This window comes from Bradyrhizobium sp. MI1.7, assembly GCF_055811795.1.
Genome location: NZ_JBVVPO010000007.1, coordinates 126,225 through 152,319, shown reverse-complemented (window position 1 = coordinate 152,319; position 26,095 = coordinate 126,225). Strand labels below are relative to the sequence as shown.

Below are 26,095 nucleotides of genomic sequence, written 5' to 3'. Positions count from 1 at the left end.
AGAAGGCCTTTGAAATCAGTGATTGCGTCGCAGGGAGAGCAGCTCTGCCGATGTCTTGGAATGGCTGACTGGTCGCCTCGGCGGGCGCCGCGCGTTGCTCGCGCGGCGAATCGGCGGCGCTGTCGCGCCGCCCTCGGGGAACGCCGCGCCTAGCGGCGGCGGCCGCGCAGCTTCGACTTCCGGATCAAGCCCTCATACTGATGCGCCAGCAGATAGCCCTGCACCTGCGCCACCGTGTCCATGGTGACGCTGACGACGATCAGCAGCGAAGTGCCGCCGAAGTAGAACGGCACCGAGGCGTAGGAGATCAGGATTTCCGGGATCAAGCAGACGATCGCCAGATAAACAGCGCCGAGCACGGTGATGCGCGACAGCACGTAGTCGATATACTCCGCGGTGCGCTCGCCCGGACGGATGCCCGGAATGAAGCCACCATGCTTCTTCAGATTGTCCGCGGTCTCGGTCGGGTTGAACACGATCGCGGTGTAGAAGAACGCGAAGAACACGATCAGCGCGAGATACATGATCAGGAACAGCGGACGGCCGTGGCCGAGCTGGGTCGTGATCCACTGGAACCATTCCGGCCCGCTGCCGGCGTTGAAGTTGGCAACCGTGGTCGGCAGCAGCAGCAGCGAGGACGCGAAGATCGGCGGGATCACGCCCGAGGTGTTGAGCTTGAGCGGCAGATGCGAGGACTGGCCCTCGAACATCTTGTTGCCGACCTGGCGCTTCGGATACTGGATCAGCAGCCGGCGCTGCGCGCGCTCCATGAACACGATGAAGGCGATCACGGCGACCGCCATGATGATGACGACCAGGATCAGGCCGGTCGACATGGCGCCCTGACGGCCGAGCTCGAGCATGTTGGCGAGCGCCGCGGGCAGCTCGGCGACGATGCCGGCGAGAATGATCAGCGAGATACCGTTACCGATGCCGCGCGAGGTGATCTGCTCACCCAGCCACATCAGGAACATGGTGCCACCGGTCAGCGTGATCGCCGTGGACAGGCGGAAGAACATGCCGGGGTCGCTGACGACGTTGCCGGCGCCCTCGAGGCCCACCGCGATGCCGTAGGACTGGAACGCGGCCAGGATCACGGTGAGATAGCGGGTGTACTGGTTCAATAGCTTGCGGCCGGACTCACCTTCCTTCTTCAGCGCCTCGAGCTGCGGCGAGACGGTGGTGAGGAGCTGGATGATGATCGAGGCCGAGATATACGGCATGATGTTCAGCGCGAAGATCGCCATGCGGTGGATACCGCCGCCGGCGAACATGTTGAACATGCCGAGGATGCCGCCCGCCTGGGAGCGGAACACCTGTTCCCAGATGTTGGGATCGATGCCTGGAAGCGGGATGTAGGTCCCGAGCCGATAAACGAGCAGCGCACCCAGGGTGAACCAGATGCGCTTCTTCAGTTCGTCAGCCTTGGCAAACGCACCGAAATTGAGATTGGCTGCCAGTTGTTCCGCTGCAGAGGCCATCTTGGACTTTCTCCCGCCGCCTATTGCGCCGTCATGCCCGCGGCCGGGCTACTCTAGCGGACGCCGGACATTATCTGGGGCTCGGCTTCGATAAGTCCACGTCCCACACGCGTAAAGGCCCGCGAGCCGCGGGCCAATGACGCAGTTGTTACGCCGCCTCGCCTTCTTCCTTGGCAGGGGCGAGGATCTTCACAGAACCGCCGGCCTTCTCGACCGCGGCGATCGCGGTCTTCGTGGCGCCGTGCACTTCGATGTTGAGCTTGGACTTGAGCTCACCGCGGCCGAGCAGCCGCACGCCGGCCTTGGCGCGGCGCAGCACGCCGCCCTTCACCAGGGCCTCGACGTTCACGACGCTGCCGGCGTCGATCTTCTTGGCATCGACCGCTTCCTGGAGCCGGTCGAGATTGATCTCGGCGAACTCGACGCGGAAGATGTTGTTGAAGCCGCGCTTCGGCAGACGGCGATGCATCGGCATCTGGCCGCCTTCGAAACCCTTGATGCGCACGCCCGAACGCGCGGTCTGGCCCTTACCACCGCGGCCGGACTGCTTGCCTTTGCCCGAACCAATGCCACGGCCGACGCGCATACGCTTCTTGCGCGAGCCGGCGTTGTCGGCGATATCGCTGAGCTTCATCGCCCTGCTCCTTGTTTCTTGCGCATGATCTTCACCGAAAACGGGTGCCCGCTTTTCGGGATCCTGCGCCTTTGCTTACTTCTCGTCGACGATGCGAACGAGATGGTGAACCTTCTCGATCATGCCACGAACCGCCGGGGTGTCCGGCAGTTCGCTGGTGCGGCCGATCTTGTTGAGCTTGAGTCCGATCAGCGTCGAACGCTGCGAGTGATGGCGGCGGATCGCGCTGCCGGTCTGCTCGAGCTTGATCGTCTTTGCTGCCTTGGCCATGGGAGTCTACTCCGAAAAGCTTCCGTTAGTCGGCAGCCGCCTCGGCGTCACCGCCGATACGGCGGGACTGGAGGGTGGACACCTTGATATTGCGGCGGGCTGCGACCGAACGCGGCGAATCCTGATGCTTCAGCGCGTCGAAGGTTGCGCGAACCATGTTGTAGGGGTTCGACGAGCCGATCGACTTCGCGACCACGTCCTGGACGCCGAGCGTCTCGAACACGGCGCGCATCGGGCCGCCGGCGATGATGCCGGTACCGGCCGGAGCAGCACGCAGGTAGACACGGCCCGCGCCATGACGGCCGGCGATGTCGTGATGAAGCGTACGGCCCTCGCGCAGCGACACGCGGGTCAGGTTGCGCTTAGCGGATTCAGTCGCCTTGCGGATCGCCTCAGGCACTTCGCGCGCCTTGCCGTGACCGAAGCCGGCGCGGCCCTTCTGGTCGCCGATCACGACCAGCGCTGCGAAACCGAAGCGCTTGCCGCCCTTGACGACCTTTGCCACGCGATTGATGTGGACGAGCTTGTCGACGAACTCGCTGTCGCGCTCTTCCCGGCGGTCACGTCCGCCGCCGCCGCGTTGATCGCGTCCACCACGTTGTTCGCGTTCTGCCATTTTTCCAATCCTTCAGAGGCTTGCGCCTCAATCCTCAAATTCTGTTAGAAGCTCAGCCCGCTCTCACGCGCAGCGTCGGCCAGTGCCTTGACGCGCCCGTGGTAGAGGTAGCTGCCGCGATCGAACACGACTTCCTTGACGCCCTTCTCGGCGGCGCGCTCGGCCAGCAGCTTGCCGACCGCCTTCGCCGCATCGATGTCGGCGCCGGTCTTGCCGCCGTCGCGCATCGACTTCTCGAGCGACGAGGCAGAGGCCAGCGTCTCGCCCTTCAGGTCGTCGATGACCTGGGCGTAGATGTGCTTGGACGAGCGAAACACCGACAGACGCGGACGACCGCCACCGGAGCGGCGCAGCTTCAGCCGCACACTCCGCTTGCGCCGGGCATTGGTAACCTTGGCTTTGGACATGACCGGCTCCGTTACTTCTTCTTGCCTTCCTTGCGGAAGATGAATTCGCCAACATACTTCACGCCCTTGCCCTTGTAGGGCTCCGGCGGACGATAGGAGCGAATCTCGGCGGCGACCTGGCCGACACGCTGGATGTCGCTGCCGGTCACCGTGATCTCAGTCGGCTTCGGCACGGTGATCGTGATCCCTTCCGGGATCGCGTAGACCACGTCGTGGCTGTAACCGAGCGCGAGCTGCAGGTTCTTGCCCTGCATCGCGGCGCGGTAACCGACACCGGTGATTTCGAGCTTCTTCTCAAAGCCCTTGGTGACGCCTTCGACCAGATTCGCGACCTGGGCGCGAGCGGTACCGTACAGCGCCCGCGCGCGGTTGGTCTCGACCCGCGGGTTCACCTTGACCTGGCCGTTCTCGAGCTTCACCTCGACGTCGTTATGGACGACGAACTGAAGCTGGCCCTTGGGCCCCTTCATCTTGACGGTCTGCCCGTCGACGGTCGCGGTCACACCCGACGGAACCGCCACAGGCCTTTTGCCAACACGTGACATGGATCAACAATCCTTCTCAGAACACCGTGAAGAGAACTTCGCCGCCCACATTCGCTTCGCGCGCGCTGTGGTCGGCCATGATCCCCTTCGGCGTCGACAACACCGAAATGCCGAGCCCGTTGTTGACCCGCGGCAGAGCCTTCACCGAGGCGTAAACACGACGCCCGGGCTTGGAGACTCGTTCGATCTCGCGGATGACGGGCTCGCCGTCGAAATACTTCAGCTCGATCTCGATCTCACTGCGGCCCGAGGAGTGCTCGAGCGTGGCGTAACCGCGGATGTAGCCCTCGGTCTTGAGCACTTCGAGCACATTCTCGCGCATCTTCGAACCAGGCGTCGAGACCTTGCTCTTGGAGCGCATCTGCGCGTTGCGGATACGGGTGATCAGATCGCTGATTGGATCGTGCGTAGACATCTAAACGACCCTCCTTACCAGCTGGACTTCACGAGGCCCGGGACCATGCCCTTGGAGCCAAGGTCGCGCATCGCGATGCGAGACAGTTTGGTCTTGCGGTAGTTCGAGCGCGAACGGCCCGACAGCTCGCAACGCAGACGGATGCGGGTCGCCGACGAGTTGCGCGGCATTTCCGCAAGCTTCAGGGTGGCGGCGAACCGCTCCTCCATCGGCAGCGTCTTGTCGGCGATGATCGCCTTCAACCGCTCGCGCTTCGGGGCGGCGTTCTTCGCCATCCGCTTGCGCCGGTTGTTCTTCTCGACTGAACTCTTCTTTGCCATGCTTGGCTCCTGGGTATCCGCGTTTGAGAGGCTTTAGGTCAGCGTCTCACTGCCGGAACGGGAAATTGAAAGCGGTCAACAAGGCCCTCGCCTCGTCGTCGGTCTTGGCCGTGGTGCAGACGGTGATGTCCATACCGCGGGCTTCCGTGACCTTGTCGAAGTCGATCTCGGGGAAAATGATGTGTTCCTTGAGGCCGAGCGAGTAGTTGCCGCGGCCGTCGAAGCTCTTCGGGTTCAGGCCGCGGAAGTCGCGGACGCGCGGCAGCGCGACCGTCACCAGGCGATCGATGAACTCGTACATGCGGGCCTTGCGCAGCGTGACCTTGCAGCCGATCGGCTGGTTCTCACGCAGCTTGAAGGTCGCGATCGCGATACGCGAATAGGTCACGATCGCCTTCTGGCCGGCGATCAGCGTCAATTCAGCGGCGGCGTTCTCGGCCTTCTTACGGTCGTTGACGGAGTCGCCAACGCCCATGTTCAGCACGACCTTGTCCAGACGCGGAACCTGCATGACGTTCTCATAACCGAACTTCTCGGTCATTTCCGTCCGGATCTTCGCGTCATATTCCGCGCGCAGGCGCGGCGTGTAAGCGACCTCAGCCATCGATCTCAGCTCCCGAGCTCTTGGCGATGCGGACCTTCTTGCCGTCCGCCAGAATCTTGAATCCGACGCGGGTCGGCTTTCCATCCTTGCCGACGAACGCGATGTTGGACAGTTGGATCGGCGACTCCTTCGAGATGATGCCGCCCTCCTGGGCCTGCGTCTGCTTCTGATGACGCTTGACCATGTTGATACCGCGCACCAGCGCCGTGCCGGCGTCCGGGCGAACCTCGAACACTTCGCCGGTGCGACCCTTGTCGCGACCGGTCAGCACGACGACCTTGTCGCCCTTGCGGATCTTCGCAGCCATCACAGCACCTCCGGCGCGAGCGAGATGATCTTCATGTGGTTCTTCGCGCGCAGCTCGCGCGGCACGGGCCCGAAGATACGGGTGCCGACCGGCTCGGACTGGTTGTTGATCAGAACGGCGGCGTTGCGGTCGAAGCGGATGACCGAACCGTCGGCGCGGCGGATGTCCTTGCGGACGCGCACCACGACGGCCTTCATCACGTCGCCCTTCTTCACCTTGCCACGCGGAATCGCTTCCTTGATCGAGACGACGATGATGTCGCCGATCGTGGCGTAGCGGCGCTTGGAGCCTCCGAGCACCTTGATACACATGACACGGCGTGCGCCAGAATTGTCGGCCACGTCGAGGTTGGTCTGCATCTGAATCATTGATGCACCTCGTCCTCTTCTCTCTTGCGCCAGCCCAGCCGGCGCTCAACATTTTCCTGAAGTCAGTCGGCTAAAGCCAACAGATCAGGCGCTTTTCTTGTGTTCGCCCCGGATCACGATCCAGCGCTTCAACTTCGAAATCGGCTTGGTTTCCTCGATCCACACCATGTCGCCCGGCTTGAACTGGTTGTCCTCGTCGTGCGCGTGGTAGTTCTTCGAACGGCGGATCGTCTTCTTGTAGATCGGGTGCGTGAAGCGGCGATCGACGCGCACCACAACGGTCTTGGCAGTCTTGTCGCTGACGACCACGCCTTGCAAAGTACGTTTCGGCATATTCGTAAGCCCCTTACTTCTCTTTCGCGCGCTTCTGCGCGGCGACGGTCTTGATGCGGGCGATGTCACGGCGAGCCTCGCGCAGGCGCGAGGTGTTCTCGAGCTGCCCGGTGGCGCGCTGGAAGCGCAGGTTGAAGCGCTCCTTCTTCAGATTCAGGATGGCGTCATCCTGCTGATCAGGGCTCAATGCACGGATGTCTTCGATCTTCATCTGGGCCATGGCCATTACTCCGCAATGCGCTCGACGAAGCGCGTCTTGATCGGCAGCTTGGCGGCCGCCAGGGTCAGCGCTTCACGCGCCGTCTGGGTGTTGACGCCGTCGATCTCGAACAGCACCCGGCCGGGCTTGACGCGCGCGACCCACAGTTCCGGAGCACCCTTGCCGGAGCCCATGCGGACTTCGGCCGGCTTCTTCGACACCGGAACGTCGGGGAACACGCGGATCCAGACGCGGCCGGCGCGCTTCATGTGGCGGGTCAGCGCGCGGCGAGCGGCTTCGATCTGGCGCGCGGTAACGCGCTCCGGCTCGGTCGCCTTCAGGCCGAACTGGCCGAAGGCCAACGTCGCACCCGAAGACGCAACGCCGTGGATACGGCCCTTATGCGCCTTCCGGAACTTCGTTTTCTTAGGTTGCATCATGGCTTCAAGCCCTCAAATTCTCTGTGCTGGCGTCAGGCCGCAGCGTTGTCACGGCGCCCACGGCCACCGCGATCACCACCGCCGCCGGTCTCGCCTTCGGCCATTCTCTTGTCCTGGGCCATCGGATCGTGCTCGAGGATCTCGCCCTTGAAGATCCAGACCTTGACACCGCAGGTGCCGAAGGTCGTGAACGCGGTCGCAACGCCGTAGTCGATGTCGGCGCGCAGCGTGTGCAGCGGCACGCGACCTTCGCGGTACCACTCCATGCGCGCGATTTCCGCGCCGCCCAGGCGACCCGAGCAGTTGATGCGGATGCCTTCCGCGCCGAGACGCATCGCCGACTGCACGGCGCGCTTCATGGCACGGCGGAACGCCACGCGGCGCTCGAGCTGCTGCGCGATCGACTCGGCCACCAGCGTCGCATCGAGCTCCGGCTTGCGGATCTCGACGATGTTGATGACGACGTCGGACGAGGTGATGTCCGCGACCTTCTTGCGAAGCTTGTCGATGTCGGCGCCCTTCTTGCCGATCACCACGCCCGGACGAGCCGAGTGGATGGTGACGCGGCACTTCTTGTGCGGACGCTCGATCACGATGCGGGCGACGGCCGCCTGCTTGAGCTCCTTGTGCAGGATCTCGCGGATCTTGACGTCCTCGTGCAGCAGCTTGCCGTATTCCTGCTTGCCGGCGAACCAGCGGGAATCCCAGGTCCGGTTGATGCCGAGACGCAGACCGATTGGATTGATCTTTTGACCCATCGTTTTCTCCTGCGACCCTTAAGCCGCTGCTGCTTCGGCTTCGACCTGACGAACAATGATCGTCAGCTGCGAAAATGGTTTGTAGACACGGCCCGAGCGGCCACGGCCGCGGGCGGCAAAGCGCTTCATCACGAGGCCGTTGCCGACGAAGGCCTGCGCCACGACGAGATCGTCGACGTCGAGGTCGTGGTTGTTCTCGGCATTGGCGATAGCCGATTCCAGGCACTTCTTCACGTCAACCGCGATCCGCTTGCGCGAAAACTGCAGGTCGGCGAGCGCAGCAGCTGCCTTCCGGCCGCGAATGAGCTGGGCGACCAGGTTGAGCTTCTGCGGGCTCACCCGCAGCATCCGGGCGACCGCCTTGGCCTCGTTCTCGGCGAGGCTCCGTTCGCGCTTAGGTTTGCTCATCGTTTAATCCTCAAGCCTTCTTGGCTTTCTTGTCGCCGGAGTGGCCATGGAAGGTCCGGGTCGGCGAGAACTCGCCGAACTTGTGACCGACCATTTCCTCGTTGACGGCAACCGGTACGTGCTTCTGACCGTTGTAGACACCGAAGGTCAGGCCGACGAACTGCGGCAGGATCGTCGAGCGACGGCTCCAGATCTTGATGACGTCGTGACGGCCGGACGCACGGGCGGCATCTGCCTTCTTGAGCAGAGAACCCTCGACGAACGGGCCTTTCCAGACTGAACGAACCATGTCCGGCGTTCCTTACTTCTTCCGCTTGTGGCGGCTTAGGAGAATGAATTTGTTGGTCGACTTGTTGCTGCGGGTCTTCTTGCCCTTGGTCGGCTTGCCCCACGGGGTGACCGGGTGGCGACCGCCCGAGGTCCGACCTTCACCACCGCCGTGCGGATGGTCGATCGGGTTCATCGAGACACCGCGGTTATGCGGCTTGCGGCCCAGCCAACGGTTGCGGCCGGCCTTGCCGATCGAGGTGTTCATGTGATCCGGGTTCGACACCGCGCCGATCGTGCCGCGGCAACGGCCGTGCACCAGGCGCTGCTCGCCCGAGTTCAGGCGGATGATCACGTAGTCGTGGTCGCGGCCGACGAGCTGGGCGTAGGTGCCGGCGGAACGAGCGAGCTGGCCGCCCTTCCCGATCTTGACCTCGATGTTATGGATGATCGTGCCGACCGGCATGTTGCCGAGCGGCATGACGTTGCCCGGCTTCACGTCGACATAGTTGCCGGCAACCACGGAATCACCGACGGCAAGGCGCTGCGGCGCCAGGATATAGGCCTGGGTGCCGTCTTCGTATTTGACCAGCGCGATGAACGCGGTGCGGTTCGGATCGTATTCCAGCCGCTCGACCGTCGCGGGCGCATCGACCTTGTCGCGCTTGAAGTCGACGATGCGCAGCGTCTGCTTGTGACCGCCGCCGCGGAAGCGCACGGTGATGCGACCGGTGTTGTTGCGGCCGCCCGAGGAGTGCTTGCCTTCGGTGAGCGCCTTGACCGGCTTGCCCTTGTAGAGGGCCGAACGATCGACCATGACCAGCTGGCGCTGGCCCGGCGTCGTGGGATTGAATTTTTTCAGTGCCATCGTCGTACGACCTTACAGACCGGTGGTCACGTCGATCCGGTGGCCCTCTTCGAGGGTCACGATCGCGCGCTTGCTGTTCGACTGCGAGCCGAGATTGCCGCGGAAGATCTTGGTCTTGCCCTTGCGGACCAGCGTGTTGACGCTCTTGACCTTGACGTCGAACAGCTTCTCGATCGCTTCCTTGATCTGCGGCTTGGTCGCCTTCGCGGCCACCTTGAACAGGACCTTGTTGTGCTCCGAGGCGATCGTCGCCTTTTCGGTCACGACCGGCGACAAGATCACGTCGTAGTGGCGAGGCTCGATGTTCTTCGTCATTTGAAGCGCGCCTCCAGCGCATCGATGGCGGCCTTGGTCAGAACGAGCTTCTGACGGCGCAGGATGTCATAGACGTTGATGCCTTGGATCGGCAGCACGTCCATGTTCGGGATATTGCGAGCCGCAGCGGCAAAGCCGTTGTTGAGCTCGGCGCCGTCGATGATCAGCGCGTTGGTCAAGCCGAGGCCCGAGAAGTGGCCGAGCAGAGCCTTGGTCTTGGCGGCTTCCAGCGCGGCCTTGTCAATCACCAGCAGATCGCCGTCCTTGGCCTTGGCCGACAGCGCATGCTTGAGGGCAAGCGCGCGGACCTTCTTCGGCAGGTCGGTGGCGTGCGAACGCACCACCGGACCGAAGGCACGGCCACCGCCGCGGAACTGCGGCACGCGGGCCGAGCCGTGACGAGCACCGCCGGTGCCCTTCTGCTTGTACATCTTCTTGCCGGTGCGCCAGATCTCGGCGCGGCCCTTGGCCTTGTGAGTGCCGGCCTGACGCTTGTTGAGCTGCCACTGCACGCAACGCGCAATGATGTCCTGGCGCGGCTCGAGGCCGAAAATGGCGTCGGAAAGCTGGACCGAGCCGGCTTCCTTACCTTCGAGGGTCGTGACCTTCAATTCCATCTCACGCCTCCTGCGCAGCCGGAGCAGCGTCCGCTTCGCCAGCAACCTTGAACTTGCCGGGCTTCGGAGCATCCTTCGGCAGCGGCTTCTTGACAGCGTCGCGCACGCGGATCCAGCCGCCCTTGGAGCCGGGAACGGCACCTTCGACGAGGATCAGGCCGCGCTCGACATCGAGCTGAACGACTCGAAGGTTGAGCGTGGTGATGCGGTCGACACCCATGTGGCCGGGCATCTTCTTGTTCTTCCAGGTCTTGCCGGGGTCCTGACGGCCACCGGTCGAACCGATCGAGCGGTGCGAGACCGACACACCGTGGGTGGCGCGCAGACCGCCGAAGTTCCAGCGCTTCATACCGCCGGCGAAGCCCTTACCGACCGAGGTGCCGGTGACGTCGACGAACTGGCCGACGACGAAATGATCGGCAAGGATCTCGGCGCCAACGGGGATCATGGCATCCGCGGAGACGCGGAATTCCTCGACCTGCCGCTTCGGCTCGACCTTGGCGACCGCGAACTGGCCGCGCTCTGCCTTGGGCATGTACACGGTCTTGCGGCTGCCAGAACCAAGCTGGAGCGCGACGTAACCGTTCTTCTCTTCAGTGCGGTGGCCTACGACCTGGCAATTGCCGAGCTTCAGCACGGTCACGGGGATATGTTCGCCGGCCTCTGTAAAGACCCGCGTCATCCCGACCTTTTGTGCGATCACTCCGGAGCGCATCGGCGTGCTTCCTGTTCTTTCTGTCCGCTAGTCGCGAACGTGATCCAAAAATCTTAGAGCTTGATCTCGACGTCGACACCGGCGGCCAGGTCGAGCTTCATCAAAGCATCGACGGTCTGCGGGGTCGGATCGACGATGTCGAGCAGGCGCTTGTGAGTGCGCATCTCGAACTGCTCGCGGCTCTTCTTGTCGACGTGCGGCGAACGGTTGACGGTGAACTTCTCGATGCGGGTGGGCAGCGGAATGGGTCCGCGGACCTGCGCGCCGGTGCGCTTCGCCGTGTTCACGATCTCGCGGGTCGACGTATCGAGGATACGATGGTCGAACGCCTTGAGACGGATACGAATGTTTTGGCCGTTCATTGCCGTGGTCTCTCTTTAGTGGGGGGTGGCGAATAGCGAATAGCGAATGTCACACTCGCTACGCGCCAATCCCTATTCTCGTAATTACTCGATGATCGAGGCGACGACGCCGGCGCCGACGGTGCGGCCACCTTCGCGGATCGCGAAGCGGAGCTTCTCTTCCATCGCGATCGGCACGATCAGGTGCACTTCCATCGCGATGTTGTCGCCCGGCATCACCATCTCGGTGCCTTCCGGCAGATGCACGACACCGGTCACGTCGGTGGTGCGGAAGTAGAACTGCGGACGGTAGTTGGTGAAGAACGGGGTGTGGCGGCCGCCCTCTTCCTTGGTGAGGATGTAGGCCTCAGCCTTGAACTTGGTGTGCGGCTTGACCGAACCCGGCTTGCACAGCACCTGGCCGCGCTCGACGTCCTCGCGCTTGGTGCCGCGGAGCAGCGCACCGATGTTGTCGCCGGCCTGGCCCTGATCGAGCAGCTTGCGGAACATTTCGACGCCCGTGACCGTGGTCTTCTGCGTGGCGCGCAGACCGACGATCTCGATTTCCTCGCCGACCTTGACGATGCCGCGCTCGACACGGCCGGTCACGACGGTGCCGCGGCCCGAGATCGAGAACACGTCTTCAACCGGCATCAGGAAGGGCTGGTCGACCGGACGCTCCGGCTGCGGAATGTACTCGTCGACATTCTTCATCAGCTCGAGGATGGCGTCATGGCCGAGCTTCTTGTCGGAATCTTCGAGAGCGGCGAGCGCCGAACCCTTGATGATCGGGATCTTGTCGCCCGGGAAGTCGTACTTCGAGAGCAGCTCGCGGACTTCGAGCTCGACGAGCTCGAGGAGTTCCGGATCGTCGACCATGTCGCACTTGTTGAGGAACACGACGAGCGCGGGCACGCCGACCTGGCGGGCGAGCAGGATGTGCTCGCGGGTCTGCGGCATCGGGCCGTCAGCAGCCGACACGACCAGGATCGCACCGTCCATCTGGGCGGCGCCGGTGATCATGTTCTTCACGTAGTCGGCGTGGCCGGGGCAGTCGACGTGGGCGTAGTGGCGGTTCTTGGTCTCGTACTCGACGTGGGCGGTCGAGATCGTGATGCCGCGCGCCTTCTCTTCCGGCGCCTTGTCGATCTGGTCGTACGCCGTGAACGTCGCACCGCCGGTCTCGGCGAGGATCTTGGTGATCGCAGCCGTCAACGACGTCTTGCCATGGTCGACGTGACCGATGGTGCCGATGTTACAGTGCGGTTTGTTACGTTCAAACTTTGCTTTGGCCATTTGACTCTCCGTTCAATCGTCAGTTCGAGACCGACGACAATCAGGCAAACTTCTTCTGGACTTCTGCCGACACATTGGCCGGCGCTTCTGCGTAGTGGTCGAACTGCATGGTGAAGGTCGCGCGACCCTGGCTCATCGAGCGCAGGTTGTTCACGTACCCGAACATGTTCATGAGCGGCACCATCGCGTTGATGACGTTGGCGTTGCCGCGCATGTCCTGACCCTGGATCTGACCGCGCCGGGAATTCAGGTCGCCGATGACCGAGCCGGTGTAATCTTCCGGGGTCACCACTTCGACCTTCATGATCGGCTCGAGCAGGACGGACTTGCCCTTCTGCAGCGCTTCGCGGAATGCCGCGCGCGATGCGATTTCGAAGGCGAGCGCCGACGAGTCGACGTCGTGGTACTTGCCGTCGACGAGCTGAACCTTGACGTCGACCACGGGGAAGCCCGCGACGACACCAGAGCTCATCACGCTGTTGAGGCCCTTTTCGACGCCGGGGATGTATTCCTTCGGAACCGCACCGCCGACGATCTTGGACTCGAACTCGTAGCCCTTGCCGGGCTCGTTCGGCTCGACCACGATCGACACTTCCGCGAACTGACCGGTACCGCCGGTCTGCTTCTTGTGGGTGTACTTGACCTCGGCCTTCTTGGTGACGCGCTCACGGAACGCAACCTGCGGCGCGCCGATGTTGGCGTCGACCTTGTAGGTACGCCTGAGGATGTCGACCTTGATGTCGAGATGGAGTTCGCCCATGCCCTTGAGGATGGTCTGGCCGGACTCCTGGTCGGTCGACACGCGGAAGGACGGATCCTCCGCGGCGAGCTTCGCCAGCGCCACGCCCAGCTTTTCCTGGTCGGCCTTGGACTTCGGCTCGATCGCGATCTCGATGACCGGCTCGGGGAATTCCATCTTCTCCAGGATCACCTGCTTGTCGGGATCGCACAGCGTGTCACCGGTGCGCGCTTCCTTCAGGCCGGCCAGCGCGACGATGTCGCCGGCATAGGCTTCCTTGATGTCCTCGCGGTTGTTCGCATGCATCAGCAGCATGCGCCCGATGCGCTCCTTCTTCTCGCGCGTCGAGTTCACGACACCGGTGCCGCTCTGCAGGACGCCGGAGTAGATGCGGCAGAAGGTGATGGTGCCGACGAACGGGTCGTCCATGATCTTGAACGCGAGCAGCGCGAGCGGCTCCTTGTCGTCGGCCTTGCGCACGACCTCGTTGCCGCGGTCGTCGGTGCCCTTGATCGCGGGCACGTCGATCGGCGACGGCAGATAGTCGACGACGGCGTCGAGCAGCGGCTGCACGCCCTTGTTCTTGAAGGCCGAGCCGCACAGCACGGGATAGAACGCGCCGGTCAGCACCGCCTTGCGGATCAGCCGCTTCAGCGTCGCTTCGTCCGGCTCGTTGCCGTCGAGGAAGGCGGCCAATGCGTCATCGTCGAGCTCGACGGCGGCTTCCACCATCTTCTCGCGGTATTCCTTGGCCTGCTCGACCATATCTTCCGGGATGTCGACATAGTCGAACTTCGCGCCGAGCGATTCGTCGTTCCAGATGATGCCCTGCATCTTCACGAGGTCGACGAGACCCTTGAAGTTGTTCTCGGCACCGATCGGAAGCTGGATCGCGATCGGCTTGGCGCCGAGGCGGTCAACGATGTCGGCCAGACACTTGAAGAAGTCGGCACCCGTCTTGTCCATCTTGTTGGCGAAGACGATGCGCGGAACCTTGTACTTGTCGCCCTGGCGCCAGACGGTCTCGGTCTGGGGCTCGACGCCCTGGTTCGAGTCGAGCACGCAGACGGCGCCGTCGAGCACGCGCAGCGAACGCTCGACTTCAATGGTGAAGTCGACGTGGCCGGGGGTGTCGATGATGTTCAGGCGCTTGCCGGCCCAGAACGCGGTGGTCGCAGCCGAGGTGATCGTGATGCCACGCTCCTGCTCCTGCTCCATCCAGTCCATCGTCGCGGCACCCTCGTGCACTTCGCCGATCTTGTGGCTCTTGCCGGTGTAATAGAGGATGCGCTCGGTGGTCGTGGTCTTGCCGGCATCGATATGCGCCATGATACCGAAATTGCGGTAGTTCTCTATGGCATGAACGCGAGGCATGGGTTGATCCTTAGATTCCGTGTTTCGCCGTTACCAGCGATAGTGCGAGAAGGCGCGGTTGGCTTCCGCCATCCGGTGCACGTCTTCGCGCTTCTTGACGGCGTTGCCGCGGTTGTTCGAGGCGTCGAGCAGCTCAGCCGAGAGCCGCTCGGTCATCGTCTTCTCGTTGCGATCGCGCGCGGCCGAGATCAGCCAGCGAATGCCCAGCGCCTGACGGCGCACCGAACGAACTTCGACCGGAACCTGGTAGGTCGCGCCGCCGACGCGGCGGGAGCGCACTTCGATCGTCGGCATGACGTTCTCGAGTGCCTGCTCGAACACGCCGAGGGGGCTCTGCTTGGTCTTGGCTTCGATGATGCCGAACGCACCGTAGACGATGCCTTCGGCGACCGACTTCTTGCCGGCGTACATCACCGAGTTCATGAACTTCGTGACGATGATGTTCCCGAACTTCGGATCGGGAAGAACTTCGCGCTTTTCCGCTGAGTGGCGACGAGACATTGAGCTGGTTCCCGCTTACTTCGGACGCTTCGCGCCGTACTTCGAACGACGCTGCTTACGGTTCTTGACGCCCTGGGTATCCAGAACGCCGCGGAGGATGTGGTAGCGCACGCCGGGCAAGTCCTTGACGCGGCCGCCGCGGATCATGACCACCGAGTGCTCCTGGAGGTTATGACCTTCGCCGGGGATGTAGCCGATCACCTCGAAGCCGTTCGTCAGGCGCACCTTGGCGACCTTACGAAGCGCCGAGTTCGGCTTCTTCGGGGTCGTGGTGTAGACGCGGGTGCAAACACCACGCTTCTGCGGCGACTGCTGCAGCGCCGGCACCTTCTTGCGCGACTTCTGCACTTCACGCGGTTGAGCGATCAGCTGGTTGATCGTCGGCATCCTGGCCTTACCCTTTGTTCTGCCGCGGCCCCTTCCGGGTCCGCTGTCTTGGCGCGGCCCGTTGCCGGATCCGCAATTCTTTTCGGGCCACCCGCCCGACGAGGTCGCCTCGCACGGAACAATCCGCACAAAGCGAAATTGCGCCAACCGCTCCATCACCGAGCGGAAAGCGTTACGACGCCACAGAGGACCGCAGTTTCAGGCCAATCAGCATAAAGCTACGGCCCGCGCACCGAGGTCATGCATCCGAATTCGATCTCAAGAGAACGAGCTCAAGAGACCTAAAATCGCACTGGCATTGCCTAGCTATGATCGACAGCGTTTGAGCGGCATTCGTCGAGGTTGGTGCCCGTCTTAGCGATCCCTGAGGATCCGATCCCTGGAGATCAACGGGTGGCCCGTTCCGACGCTGGCGATGCTCACCGCCTGTCGTTAAGTGAGGCGCTTTCTATAAGTGAGAGTCGGCCAAGTCAAGGTGAAACGACAGTCAGAAAACGCTTCTGCCACCTGACGAAATCGTTGTTTACCCGCACTCTCCGCGCCTGCCGGATATGGGGACCGGACGCCTGTTCCGCCAGCCCAAAAACCATTTATACCCGGGCTAAATGTACTTTTATAACCCTTACTAAGGCTTTTTTTCCTGTTGATGCGTCAATCTGCCGCCTGCGGCAGAGATTTGCACCATGCGCTACACCGACATTGCCATTATCGGCGGGGGATTGTCCGGCTCGACCGCCGCCGCAATGCTCGGCCGCGCCGGCATTTCGACGGTGCTGATCGACCCGCATGAGAGCTATCCGGCGGACTTTCGAGTCGAAAAACTCAGTGGTCACGTCCAGGTCGAGCGATTCCTGAAGACCGGAATCGGAGAATCGGTGCTGCGCCGCGCGACTTTTGCCGGCGAAAACTGGATCGCTCGATTCGGCCGGTTGCTCGACAAGGCGCCGAGTCGGCAGTTCAACATCCTCTACGATTCGCTCGTCAACGCCGTCCGCGACGAGATCCCTGCTGGCGTCGAGCGCATCTGTGCAAAGGCGGTCTCGCTCTCGACGAGCCCGGAGCGGCAAAAGATCACGCTCTCCAATGAGGAGACGATCTCGGCCCGGCTGGTCGTGCTGGCCAATGGCCTGAACGTCGGCCTGCGCCACCAGCTCGGCATCGCGCGAAAAGTCATCAGCGCCTGCCATTCGATCTCGATCGGGTTCGACGTGGTGCCGGCGGGGCGGAATTCGTTCGACTTCCCGGCGCTGACCTATTTCTCGGAACGGCCGAGCGACCGAATCCCCTACATCACACTGTTTCCGACCGGTCCGCGGATGCGCGCCAATCTGTTCGTCTATCGCGGCTTCGACGACCCATGGCTGCGCGAATTGCGCCGCGCGCCAGCCGAGACGCTGAACGCCGCCCTGCCCCGGCTCAAGCGCATCACCGGCGCCTTCGACATCGCCGGCGAGATCAAGATCCGTCCGATCGACCTCTATGTGAACGACGCAAGCGGCCAGCCCGGCCTCGTGCTGGTGGGCGATGCGTTCTCGACCTCCTGCCCCGCCGCCGGCACCGGCTGTGACAAGGTCTTCACCGACGTCGAGCGGCTCTGCAACGTCCATATCCCGGAGTGGCTTACCTCCGACGGGATGGATACGGACAAGATCGCAGGCTTCTACGCCGATCCGGTCAAGCGGGCCTGCGACGAATGGTCGGCGGCGAAAGCGTTCGAGTTCCGCTCCGTCTCGACCGCGACGAGTCCCTACTGGACCGCGCAGCGCTGGGCGCGCTTCATCGCTTGGTCAGTTCAAGGCTTGATGCGGCCGCTCGGAGGAGCAATTCATCTGGAGCCGAACTTCCTCGGTCACGCCTCCTCGTCGTCCTCGTCCTCATCATCCTCGTCGAGGTCGTCTTCATCCTCGTCGTCATCGTCGCTGTCGTCATCGGCCTGAGCCACAGCGCCATGCGGCTGGTGGATCTGGTCGTTCCACAGCTTGCGATAGGTGCCGTTCCTGGCGAGCAGCTCGGCATGCGAGCCGCGCTCGATCGCCCTGCCCCCTGAGATCACGATGATCTCGTCCATCTCGACCACGGAGGTCAGGCGATGGGTCGACCAGATCATGGTGCGCCCCTTCGCGACCTTCAGCAGCGTGCGGTTGATCGCGGCCTCGGTGGTCTGGTCGAGCGCCGAGGTGGCTTCGTCCAGCAGCAGCACGGAAGGGTTACGGATGACCGCGCGCGCAATCGCGATGCGCTGGCGCTGGCCGCCCGACAGCGTATCGCCGCGCTCGCCGACCGGCGTGTCGTAGCGCTGCGGCAGGCTCATGATGTAGCGGTGGATCTCGGCCTTCTTGGCAGCGTCCTCCACCTCCTCGTCGGTCGCGCCTTCCTTGCCGAGCCGGATGTTCTCGCGAATCGACATGTTGAACAGCATGTTCTCCTGGAACACCACCGCCATGCTCCGGCGCAGCGAATCCAGTGTCACCTTGCGGACGTCGACGCCGTCGATGGCGACGCGCCCCTCGTTGGGCACGTACAGCCGCAGGATCAAATTGAGCAGCGTGCTCTTGCCGGAGCCCGAGGGGCCGACGATGGCGATGCGCTTGCCGGCGTTGAGCTTGAGGCTGAGATTGTCCAGCACCGGCGTCTGGCTGCCTTCGTACTGGAACGTCACGTGGTCGAAGGTGATGTCGTTGGTGATGCGCGGCAGATCGGGCGCGCCGGGACGATCGGCGCCGCGCGTCGGCTCGTCCAGCAGCTCCTGCATGTGGCGGATCGCGGCGGCCGAGGAGATCGACACCGGGATGAAGTGCATCACGTGGGCGATGTTGTAGGAGACCTCCCAGAACGCGCTCTCGAAGGTGACGAAGGTGCCGATGGTGATCTGGCCCTTGGTCGCCAGATACGCGCCGATCGCGAGCACGACGAGGTGCAGCAGCAGCACCGAAATGGTGACCGTCCGCTCCACCATGGTCGACAGGAACGCAGCCGAAGCGATCTTGCGGCGGGTCTCGTCGTTGCGGAAGCTGAAGAAGCCGAACATCTTGCGTTGCAGGCTGAACGCCTTGATCACGGCCTGCGCGGCCACGTTCTCCTGCACCATGCCGAGCAGCGCGCTCTCGTTCTGCTTCTGCTCGTAATTGGCCTGCACCGCCTTCGGGGTGAGGATGCGCGGCCCGATCAGCGTGATCGGGAACACCAGCAGCGCGACCGCGGCGAGCTGCCAGTTCAGGAACAACATCAGGATGATGCCGGCGATCAATTCCAGGAACGGCAGCGCCGCACTGTTGGCGAAGGTCTTGACCGAGCCCTCGAAGGCCGAAAGGTCGACGGAAAAGCGCGACAGTATCTCGCCGCGCTTGGTGCGGCCGAAATAGGCCGCCGGCAGGTCCTGGACATGCTCGAACAGGCGCTTGCGGACATCGGAGATGATGCAGGCAGCCAGCCTGGCGTCCCAGCGCTCGTACCAGACCGCCACGATCGAGGTGAAGATGCCGGCGACCGCGAGCACGCCGAGGATCTTGTAGAGCGCCTGGAAATCCTCCTCGCCGAGCGCGTCGTCGATCAGGTACTTCAGGCTGAGCGGCATGATGACGTTGAACAGCGTCTCGACGCAGACGCCGAACGCCACGAATGACAGCATCCGCTTGTAGTTGGACAGGAACGGCTTGACGAAACCCAGGATGGTCGCGAGCGCGCCTGCGGCCTCGCGCGCGGTAAAGACGACGAGCTCCTCGTCCTCATCGTCGTCGTCGAGCTCCAGCTCGTCATCCTCCTCGTCTTCGTCGTCCTCGTCGTCTTCGAGGTCCGCCTTGACGGGGACAAGCTTGTCGTCGAGCTCGGCCGCCTCTTCCGTGGCGAGTTTCTGTTTGTCGGGCGGGAGGGGCTTGGACGCCATGAAACCAACCGATGCTGACGGCCGGCATGACCGCGGAGAAAGCAGGAAATAGCGGCAACCGCTATCGCACCGATTCTATGCGATCATGACGAATTCGGCAAAGCAATTGGCTACGCCGGTCCGATCCTGTCTCTAGTCGTCGTCCTCATCCTCGACCTTGTCGAAGAAGGAATAACGCAGGCTGTCGGCGTCGGCGTACCACTGGCCCGGGCCCTTGTTGGCGGCAAGCGTCGCCTCCCAGAGCGCGTCGGTGCAGTCCTTGCGATGCATCGACAGGTCAAAGCCGTTGCCGAAGAACAGCTCGGACCATTCCCACCAGGTGCCGAGCTTCTTGACGCCGCGCAGCAGGTCGTAGCGGTCGATCACCACTGAAGCCATGTCCGAGGTGATCGAGCCGAACACGAGGCCGGTCTTGACCACGCGGTTCAGTTCGCGGATCGCGCGGACCACCTGCTTCGGGGAAACATGGCAGAGGCTGGTCTCGAACACGAAGTCGAAGGCGCCGTCCTTGAACGGCATGTCGGTGATCGAGCCGAGCTTGTTGTACTTCTTCAGCGCCTTCGGCGTCCTGGCGTGGATGGCGCGGTTGTTCTCGATGCCGAAGGCATCGATGCCGCGATCGCGCAGCGCGCCGACCAATTCGCCGCTGGCCGAGCCCGCGACCAGCAGCTTGGCGCCCTTGGCCTTGCCCCAGACGATGCCGATCAGCTTGGTGAGATAATCGGGATCGGTGAAGTGGCGCCAAGCTTCGCTGTAGGGACCGAGGCCGCGATAGTTCTCGAAATAGTCGCGGTCGATCTTGTCCGAGACCGGCTCGCCCTCCTCCTGTCCGCGCTCGCGGCGCAGGCGCATCATCTCGGTCAGGATGATGTCGGTCGCCGCGTCCGAGGAGTCGAGCAGACCGTTCAGCGTGGAGTCGAACAGATAATCGCCGACCACCACGATGCCGGGATGCTCCTTCGGCTCCGGCCGGTGATTGGTCATGACGTCGCGCACGGGCAGACCGCCGGGGATGGCGTTCACCGACGACAGCCAGCGGTGGATCTTGCCTTCCACGAAATGCGAACGCGCATCGCCGAGCGAGGCGGGCAGCGATTTCAGTGCGGCGTCGATCAGCTCCTGATCCGACAAATTGGCGAAGGCCAGCGCGTCGGAGCCGGGAATCAGCCAGTTCAGCACGCCGTGCTTGCCAACGTCATGGCGCGCGCCCTCGTTGTAGACGCAGCAGCCGCCGAAGGCTTCCGACATGAACCAGGCGCCAGAAATCTTCTCGCCCCAGAACGGCGTGTCGAACAGGATCGAGACGCGCAGATAGTGCGCGGGACGATCGAAATACGAGACGTGCTTGACCATCGACTTGCGGAGCTGCTCGCCTTCCCAGCCCATCGTCGCGAGCCACGAATGCGGCAGGCAGACCAGCACGAGGTCGAAGTCGCGCGTCTCCGGCCCCTTGCCGTTCATCATCTTCAGCTGGTAGCGGCCGGTCGGCGCCTTGCCGACGGTGAGCACGCGGTGATTGAGTTGGATGTCGGCGTTGACCTCCGACTGCAGGCACTCGATCAGCTGCTCGTTGCCGTTCTGTATGGAATAGAGGCCGATATAGCCGTCGACATCCATCAGGTAGTTCTTGAGCGCGTTGAGCCCGTTGGTGTTGTGGCTTTCGGTCGCGATGTCGGAGCGCGCCATCACCTTGAAGAAACGCTTTGCGGTTTCGTCCTCGACTTCCTCGTCGAGCACCTGCTCGGCGGTCTTGTAGGCCCAGGGATTCTCGTTGTCGTGCGCGCCGACGCCCTCGTAATATTCGATCGGCGTCATCGCCTCGGCGCAGCGGTTCCGGAACGCCTCGATCGCAGCCGCAGTCTTGGCGCCGTATTTGCGGCGCATGCCCGCGACGTCGTTGAGGAGCTCGCCGCCGAACTGCACCTGCTCGGCGTCCATCGGAATGGTCTGAAGTCCGAAATGCTGGATCAGCTCGCGCAGCGGATCGGGACCCGTCATCGAGTAGTCGTAGATCTCGGCAACGCCGGCCTCGTACATCGCCGGCGCGGAATCGAATTTGCGCGTGACGATCTTGCCGCCGAGCCGGTCGGAGGCCTCGTAGATGGTGATGCGGCAGAGGTCGCCGAGCTTACGCTTCAAGTACCAGGCGCTCATCAGCCCGCCGGGGCCGCCGCCTACGATTGCGAGATCAAGCATATGAGTTCCGTGGTCTCCGGCCCTGCCCCCGTCACGGGACCACCGGTCTAACTTCCCTTAGCAGAAGCGCTTTTGCGCCTGAAGGAAAGATGAACAAAGGTTGATCCTGCACCGCAACAGGCAAACAAAGCAGCAAAAAGGCCGGCTTGCGCCGGCCTTTTCATTGTCCTCGGTATTCCTACGGATGAAGCATTATTCCGCAGGAGGCAGCGCAGGAAGCTCCGCTTCCGGCGCGGGCGACACGACGGCCGCCTGCTTCTCGCGCTCGTCCAGGATCAGCTTGTCGCGCTTCATCGCGACTTCGCGGATCTTGGCCATGGAGGCGCCGGTGCCCGCCGGGATCAACCGGCCGACGATGACGTTCTCCTTGAGGCCTTCGAGCGGATCGACCTTGCCGTTGACCGCCGCTTCCGTGAGGACGCGGGTGGTCTCCTGGAACGAGGCCGCCGAGAAGAAGGAGCGGGTCTGAAGGCTCGCCTTGGTGATGCCGAGCAGAACCGGCGTTCCCGTAGCGATCTTCTTGCCCTCTTCCTTCGCCTTCTCGTTGAGCGCGTCGAACTCGATCTTGTCGACCTGCTCGCCGGAGATCATGTCCGTGTCGCCCTGGTCGGTGACTTCCACCTTCTGGAGCATCTGACGGACAATCACCTCGATGTGCTTGTCGTTGATGAGCACGCCCTGGAGCCGGTAGACCTCCTGGATCTCGTTGACCAGATAGGCCGCGAGCTCCTCGATGCCCTTGACCGCCAGGATGTCGTGCGGCGCCGGGTTGCCTTCGACGATGAAGTCGCCCTTTTCGACGACGTCGCCGTCCTGAAGGTGGATGTGCTTGCCCTTCGGGATCAGGTACTCGCGTGCCTCGTCGGTCTTGTCCATCGGCTCGATCGAGATGCGACGCTTGTTCTTGTAGTCGCGTCCGAACCGGATGGTGCCCGAGATTTCGGCGATGATCGCCGCATCCTTCGGACGCCGTGCCTCGAACAGTTCCGCCACCCGCGGCAGACCGCCGGTGATGTCACGCGTCTTGGCGCTTTCGGTCGAGACACGGGCGAGGATGTCGCCCGTATTGACCTTGGCTCCGACGTCGACCGAGAGAATGGCGTCGACCGACAGCATGTAGCGGGCATCGCCGCCACGGGCGAGCTTGAGCACCTTGCCGTCCTTGCCCTTGACCACGATGGCCGGACGGAGGTCCGCGCCGCCGCGGGTCGAGCGCCAGTCGATGACCACGCGCTTGGCGATACCGGTGGCCTCGTCGAGCGTTTCCGAGATCGACTGCCCCTCGACCAGATCCTCGAAGCCGATGGTACCTTCGACTTCGGTGAGCAGCGGACGGGTGTAGGGATCCCACTCGACGATGCGCTGGCCGCGCTTGACGGTGTCGCCCTCGTCGACGTGCAGGCGCGAACCGTACTGGATACGGTGCGTCGCACGCTCGGTGCCGTCGGCATCGACGATCGCGATCACCATGTTGCGGACCATCGCGACCAGGTGACCTTCGCTGTTGCGGGCGATGGCCTTGTTCCGGATCACGATCTTGCCGTCGAAGTTGGATTCGACGAACGACTGCTCGTTGAGCTGCGCCGCACCACCGATGTGGAAGGTGCGCATGGTCAGCTGGGTGCCGGGCTCGCCGATCGACTGCGCCGCGATGACGCCGACGGCTTCACCGTGGTTGACCGGCGTGCCGCGGGCGAGGTCGCGGCCGTAGCACATGCCGCAGATGCCGTTGACGAGCTCGCAGGTCAGTGCCGAGCGGATCTTCACCTCCTGCACGCCACCCTGGTGGATGGCATCCAGATGGCTCTCTTCCATCAGCGTACCGCGCTTGATGATCACCTTGCCCGAGCTGTCACGCACGTCTTCGCAGGCCGTACGGCCGAGGATGCGCGAGCCGAGCGAGGCAACCACGGTGCCGGCATCGACGATGGCGCGCATCTTGATGCCGAGCTTGGTGCCGCAGTCGTTCTGCGTGATGATGCAGTCCTGCGCCACGTCGACGAGACGACGGGTCAGGTAGCCCGAGTTCGCGGTCTTCAACGCGGTGTCCGCGAGGCCCTTACGGGCACCGTGGGTCGAGTTGAAGTACTCGAGCACCGAGAGGCCTTCCTTGAAGTTCGAGATGATCGGCGTCTCGATGATCTCACCCGACGGCTTGGCCATCAGGCCGCGCATGCCGGCGAGCTGGCGCATCTGGGCCGGCGAACCGCGGGCACCGGAGTGAGCCATCATGTAGATCGAGTTGATGTCGGCATCCGCCCCGCTCGCCGTCTTCTTGGTCGAGGAGATCTCCTTCATCATCGCCTTGGCGATTTCTTCCGTGGCCTTCGACCAGGCGTCGACGACCTTGTTGTACTTCTCGCCATGGGTGATCAGACCGTCGTTGTACTGCTGCTCGAAATCCTTCGCCAGCGTACGGGTGGTGTCGACGATCTTCCACTTGGAGTGCGGCACGACCATGTCGTCCTTGCCGAACGAGATGCCGGCCTTGAACGCGTTGTAGAAGCCGAGCGCCATGATGCGGTCGCAGAAGATCACAGTCTCCTTCTGGCCGCAGTGACGGTAGACTTGGTCGATCACGCCCGAGATTTCGCGCTTGGTCATCAGCTTGTTGATGATCTCGTACGAAATCCGCGGGTTCTTCGGCAGCAGGTTGCCGAGCATGACGCGACCCGCGGTGGTCTCGATCCAGCGCGTCGAGACCTTGCCGGTCTCGTCCATGCCCTGCCACCGATACTTGATCTTGGTGTGGAGGTGGATGACCTTCGCGTGCAGCGCGTGCTCGAGCTCGGCCATGTCGCCGAAGATCTTGCCCTCGCCGGGCAGGCCTTCACGCATGATCGAGACGTAGTAGAGACCGAGCACGATGTCCTGCGACGGCACGATGATCGGCTGGCCGTTCGCCGGATGCAGGATGTTGTTGGTCGACATCATCAGGACGCGCGCTTCCAGCTGCGCCTCGAGCGACAGCGGAACGTGCACGGCCATCTGGTCGCCGTCGAAGTCGGCGTTGAACGCGGCGCAGACCAGCGGATGCAGCTGGATCGCCTTGCCCTCGATCAGCACGGGCTCGAACGCCTGGATGCCGAGACGATGCAGCGTCGGTGCGCGGTTGAGCAGCACCGGATGCTCGCGGATGACCTCGTCCAGGATGTCCCAGACCTCGGGCCGCTCCTTCTCGACCAGCTTCTTCGCCTGCTTCACGGTGGTGGACAGGCCCTTGGCGTCAAGCCGCGAGTAGATGAACGGCTTGAACAGCTCGAGCGCCATCTTCTTCGGCAGGCCGCACTGATGCAGGCGCAGCTCGGGACCGACCACGATCACCGAACGGCCCGAATAGTCGACGCGCTTGCCGAGCAGGTTCTGACGGAAGCGACCCTGCTTGCCCTTGAGCATGTCGGCGAGCGACTTCAGCGGACGCTTGTTGGCGCCCGTGATGACGCGGCCGCGGCGGCCGTTGTCGAACAGCGCATCGACCGCTTCCTGAAGCATGCGCTTCTCGTTGCGGATGATGATGTCCGGCGCGCGCAGCTCCATCAGCCGCTTCAAGCGGTTGTTGCGGTTGATGACGCGGCGGTAGAGGTCGTTGAGGTCCGAGGTCGCGAAGCGGCCGCCGTCCAGCGGCACCAGCGGACGCAGGTCCGGCGGGATCACCGGAACCACGGTCATGATCATCCATTCCGGCTTGTTGCCGGAGTGGCGGAACGCTTCCACGATCTTCAGGCGCTTGGCGAGCTTCTTGTGCTTGATGTCGGAGTCGGTCTCCTGCATCTCGAGGCGCAAGGTGGCTTCGAGCTTCTCGAGGTCCATGCCCTTGAGCAGCTCGCGGATCGCTTCCGCGCCGATCATGGCGGTGAAGGAATCCTGGCCGTACTCGTCCTGTGCCTTCAGATACTCGTCTTCCGACAAGAGCTGACGGTCCTTCAGCGCGGTGAGACCCGGCTCGAGCACGACGTAATATTCGAAATAGAGGATCCGCTCGAGATCCTTCAGCGTCATGTCCAGCAGAAGGCCGATGCGCGAGGGCAGCGACTTCAGGAACCAGATGTGCGCGACGGGGGCTGCGAGCTCGATATGGCCCATGCGCTCGCGCCGGACGCGCGACAGCGTGACCTCGACCGAGCACTTCTCGCAGATGATGCCCTTGTACTTCATGCGCTTGTACTTGCCGCACAAGCACTCGTAGTCCTTGATCGGCCCGAAGATGCGGGCGCAGAACAGGCCGTCGCGCTCGGGCTTGAAGGTACGGTAGTTGATGGTCTCCGGCTTCTTGATCTCGCCGTAGGACCAGGACAGAATCTTCTCAGGAGACGCGATCGAAATCCGGATCTGGTCGAAGACCTGAGCCGGAGTCGTCGGGTTGAAGAGATTCATAATTTCTTGGTTCATCGTCTTCTCCTCGCGTGCCGGTCGCCTACGGCCGCAAATTCGAAAATCACTCAATCGGGGCGCCCTGCCCTCAAGGCCTCGGGAGGGGCGCCGATGCCCGGC

30 protein-coding genes are annotated in these 26,095 nt (G+C 63.2%); 1 reads left to right on the top strand and 29 read right to left on the bottom strand.

Annotated features, from left to right (window positions below; all coding sequences use genetic code 11):
- Window positions 1-149: 149 nt before the first annotated feature.
- The 26 genes from secY to rpsL all read right to left on the bottom strand — a co-directional run bounded on the left by secY (window position 150) and on the right by rpsL (window position 15,525).
- The gene (secY, locus tag AC0L3X_RS10285) at window positions 150-1,481 is read right to left on the bottom strand and encodes a preprotein translocase subunit SecY (RefSeq protein ID WP_071912844.1); all 1,332 of its coding nucleotides are present in this window, start codon (window positions 1,479-1,481) and stop codon (window positions 150-152) included.
- A 148-nt stretch (window positions 1,482-1,629) separates the two neighbouring features.
- Window positions 1,630-2,115 (bottom strand): 50S ribosomal protein L15, encoded by a 486-nt coding sequence (gene rplO / locus AC0L3X_RS10280; RefSeq protein ID WP_014494508.1) that lies wholly within the window; start codon window positions 2,113-2,115, stop codon window positions 1,630-1,632.
- Window positions 2,116-2,190: 75 nt separating this feature from the next.
- Window positions 2,191-2,385: a 50S ribosomal protein L30 gene (rpmD, locus tag AC0L3X_RS10275; RefSeq protein WP_011088137.1), complete on the bottom strand. Its 195-nt coding sequence runs from the start codon at window positions 2,383-2,385 to the stop codon at window positions 2,191-2,193.
- Window positions 2,386-2,410: 25 nt separating this feature from the next.
- Window positions 2,411-3,001, bottom strand: a complete 591-nt coding sequence (gene rpsE, locus AC0L3X_RS10270; RefSeq protein ID WP_283016852.1) for a 30S ribosomal protein S5 — start codon at window positions 2,999-3,001, stop codon at window positions 2,411-2,413.
- Between the two features lie 44 nt (window positions 3,002-3,045).
- Complete coding sequence (rplR, locus tag AC0L3X_RS10265) at window positions 3,046-3,408, bottom strand: 50S ribosomal protein L18 (RefSeq protein ID WP_007603036.1); 363 nt, start codon at window positions 3,406-3,408, stop codon at window positions 3,046-3,048.
- Window positions 3,409-3,419: 11 nt separating this feature from the next.
- Window positions 3,420-3,953: a 50S ribosomal protein L6 gene (gene rplF / locus AC0L3X_RS10260; protein WP_063982587.1), complete on the bottom strand. Its 534-nt coding sequence runs from the start codon at window positions 3,951-3,953 to the stop codon at window positions 3,420-3,422.
- A gap of 16 nt (window positions 3,954-3,969) precedes the next feature.
- Entirely contained in the window at window positions 3,970-4,368 is a 399-nt protein-coding gene (gene rpsH / locus AC0L3X_RS10255; protein ID WP_008136338.1) for a 30S ribosomal protein S8, read from the bottom strand.
- 14 nt (window positions 4,369-4,382) lie between these two features.
- Window positions 4,383-4,688 carry a 30S ribosomal protein S14 gene (gene rpsN, locus AC0L3X_RS10250; protein ID WP_063982585.1) on the bottom strand — a complete coding sequence of 102 codons (306 nt, stop codon included), beginning with the start codon at window positions 4,686-4,688 and terminating at the stop codon, window positions 4,383-4,385.
- 46 nt (window positions 4,689-4,734) lie between these two features.
- A complete protein-coding gene (rplE, locus tag AC0L3X_RS10245; RefSeq protein ID WP_063982584.1) occupies window positions 4,735-5,292 on the bottom strand; it encodes a 50S ribosomal protein L5 in 558 nt (185 codons plus the stop codon).
- Window positions 5,285-5,599, bottom strand: coding sequence for a 50S ribosomal protein L24 (gene rplX / locus AC0L3X_RS10240; protein ID WP_063982583.1), 315 nt, complete (start codon window positions 5,597-5,599; stop codon window positions 5,285-5,287). Before rplX ends, rplE begins: the two co-directional genes overlap by 8 nt.
- On the bottom strand, window positions 5,599-5,967 hold the full coding sequence (gene rplN, locus AC0L3X_RS10235) for a 50S ribosomal protein L14 (RefSeq protein ID WP_007603030.1): 369 nt from the start codon (window positions 5,965-5,967) through the stop codon (window positions 5,599-5,601). Before rplN ends, rplX begins: the two co-directional genes overlap by 1 nt.
- 84 nt (window positions 5,968-6,051) lie before the next feature.
- Window positions 6,052-6,300, bottom strand: a complete 249-nt coding sequence (rpsQ, locus tag AC0L3X_RS10230) for a 30S ribosomal protein S17 (protein WP_063982582.1) — start codon at window positions 6,298-6,300, stop codon at window positions 6,052-6,054.
- A gap of 13 nt (window positions 6,301-6,313) precedes the next feature.
- Window positions 6,314-6,520: a 50S ribosomal protein L29 gene (rpmC, locus tag AC0L3X_RS10225; RefSeq protein ID WP_063986292.1), complete on the bottom strand. Its 207-nt coding sequence runs from the start codon at window positions 6,518-6,520 to the stop codon at window positions 6,314-6,316.
- A 5-nt stretch (window positions 6,521-6,525) separates the two neighbouring features.
- Entirely contained in the window at window positions 6,526-6,939 is a 414-nt protein-coding gene (gene rplP / locus AC0L3X_RS10220; protein WP_063982581.1) for a 50S ribosomal protein L16, read from the bottom strand.
- Window positions 6,940-6,971: 32 nt separating this feature from the next.
- The gene (gene rpsC, locus AC0L3X_RS10215) at window positions 6,972-7,697 is read right to left on the bottom strand and encodes a 30S ribosomal protein S3 (RefSeq protein WP_063982580.1); all 726 of its coding nucleotides are present in this window, start codon (window positions 7,695-7,697) and stop codon (window positions 6,972-6,974) included.
- Between the two features lie 18 nt (window positions 7,698-7,715).
- Window positions 7,716-8,105: a 50S ribosomal protein L22 gene (gene rplV / locus AC0L3X_RS10210; protein WP_011088147.1), complete on the bottom strand. Its 390-nt coding sequence runs from the start codon at window positions 8,103-8,105 to the stop codon at window positions 7,716-7,718.
- A gap of 10 nt (window positions 8,106-8,115) precedes the next feature.
- Window positions 8,116-8,394 (bottom strand): 30S ribosomal protein S19, encoded by a 279-nt coding sequence (gene rpsS, locus AC0L3X_RS10205; protein WP_008136357.1) that lies wholly within the window; start codon window positions 8,392-8,394, stop codon window positions 8,116-8,118.
- 12 nt (window positions 8,395-8,406) lie between these two features.
- The gene (gene rplB / locus AC0L3X_RS10200; protein ID WP_028152985.1) at window positions 8,407-9,240 is read right to left on the bottom strand and encodes a 50S ribosomal protein L2; all 834 of its coding nucleotides are present in this window, start codon (window positions 9,238-9,240) and stop codon (window positions 8,407-8,409) included.
- A 12-nt stretch (window positions 9,241-9,252) separates the two neighbouring features.
- The gene (locus AC0L3X_RS10195) at window positions 9,253-9,555 is read right to left on the bottom strand and encodes a 50S ribosomal protein L23 (RefSeq protein WP_007603019.1); all 303 of its coding nucleotides are present in this window, start codon (window positions 9,553-9,555) and stop codon (window positions 9,253-9,255) included.
- Window positions 9,552-10,172, bottom strand: coding sequence for a 50S ribosomal protein L4 (rplD, locus tag AC0L3X_RS10190; RefSeq protein WP_011088150.1), 621 nt, complete (start codon window positions 10,170-10,172; stop codon window positions 9,552-9,554). Before rplD ends, AC0L3X_RS10195 begins: the two co-directional genes overlap by 4 nt.
- A gap of 1 nt (window position 10,173) precedes the next feature.
- Entirely contained in the window at window positions 10,174-10,887 is a 714-nt protein-coding gene (gene rplC / locus AC0L3X_RS10185; protein WP_063982578.1) for a 50S ribosomal protein L3, read from the bottom strand.
- 53 nt (window positions 10,888-10,940) lie between these two features.
- A complete protein-coding gene (gene rpsJ, locus AC0L3X_RS10180) occupies window positions 10,941-11,249 on the bottom strand; it encodes a 30S ribosomal protein S10 (protein WP_002712302.1) in 309 nt (102 codons plus the stop codon).
- An 84-nt stretch (window positions 11,250-11,333) separates the two neighbouring features.
- The gene (tuf, locus tag AC0L3X_RS10175; RefSeq protein WP_063982577.1) at window positions 11,334-12,524 is read right to left on the bottom strand and encodes an elongation factor Tu; all 1,191 of its coding nucleotides are present in this window, start codon (window positions 12,522-12,524) and stop codon (window positions 11,334-11,336) included.
- A gap of 40 nt (window positions 12,525-12,564) precedes the next feature.
- Window positions 12,565-14,637 carry an elongation factor G gene (fusA, locus tag AC0L3X_RS10170; protein ID WP_071912837.1) on the bottom strand — a complete coding sequence of 691 codons (2,073 nt, stop codon included), beginning with the start codon at window positions 14,635-14,637 and terminating at the stop codon, window positions 12,565-12,567.
- A gap of 30 nt (window positions 14,638-14,667) precedes the next feature.
- On the bottom strand, window positions 14,668-15,138 hold the full coding sequence (rpsG, locus tag AC0L3X_RS10165) for a 30S ribosomal protein S7 (protein WP_063982575.1): 471 nt from the start codon (window positions 15,136-15,138) through the stop codon (window positions 14,668-14,670).
- A 15-nt stretch (window positions 15,139-15,153) separates the two neighbouring features.
- Window positions 15,154-15,525 carry a 30S ribosomal protein S12 gene (gene rpsL, locus AC0L3X_RS10160; RefSeq protein WP_007603006.1) on the bottom strand — a complete coding sequence of 124 codons (372 nt, stop codon included), beginning with the start codon at window positions 15,523-15,525 and terminating at the stop codon, window positions 15,154-15,156.
- A gap of 683 nt (window positions 15,526-16,208) precedes the next feature.
- Here rpsL and AC0L3X_RS10155 point away from each other — a divergent pair.
- Complete coding sequence (locus AC0L3X_RS10155; RefSeq protein ID WP_283016853.1) at window positions 16,209-17,462, top strand: FAD-dependent oxidoreductase; 1,254 nt, start codon at window positions 16,209-16,211, stop codon at window positions 17,460-17,462.
- Here AC0L3X_RS10155 and AC0L3X_RS10150 read toward each other — a convergent pair.
- From AC0L3X_RS10150 to rpoC, 3 genes are all read right to left on the bottom strand, one after another.
- Entirely contained in the window at window positions 17,375-19,408 is a 2,034-nt protein-coding gene (locus AC0L3X_RS10150) for an ABC transporter ATP-binding protein (RefSeq protein WP_283016854.1), read from the bottom strand. The genes AC0L3X_RS10155 and AC0L3X_RS10150 overlap by 88 nt on opposite strands.
- Before the next feature lie 132 nt (window positions 19,409-19,540).
- Window positions 19,541-21,604: an FAD-dependent oxidoreductase gene (locus AC0L3X_RS10145; RefSeq protein WP_283016855.1), complete on the bottom strand. Its 2,064-nt coding sequence runs from the start codon at window positions 21,602-21,604 to the stop codon at window positions 19,541-19,543.
- Between the two features lie 192 nt (window positions 21,605-21,796).
- Window positions 21,797-25,993, bottom strand: coding sequence for a DNA-directed RNA polymerase subunit beta' (gene rpoC / locus AC0L3X_RS10140; RefSeq protein ID WP_071912831.1), 4,197 nt, complete (start codon window positions 25,991-25,993; stop codon window positions 21,797-21,799).
- Between the last annotated feature and the right edge of the window lie 102 nt (window positions 25,994-26,095).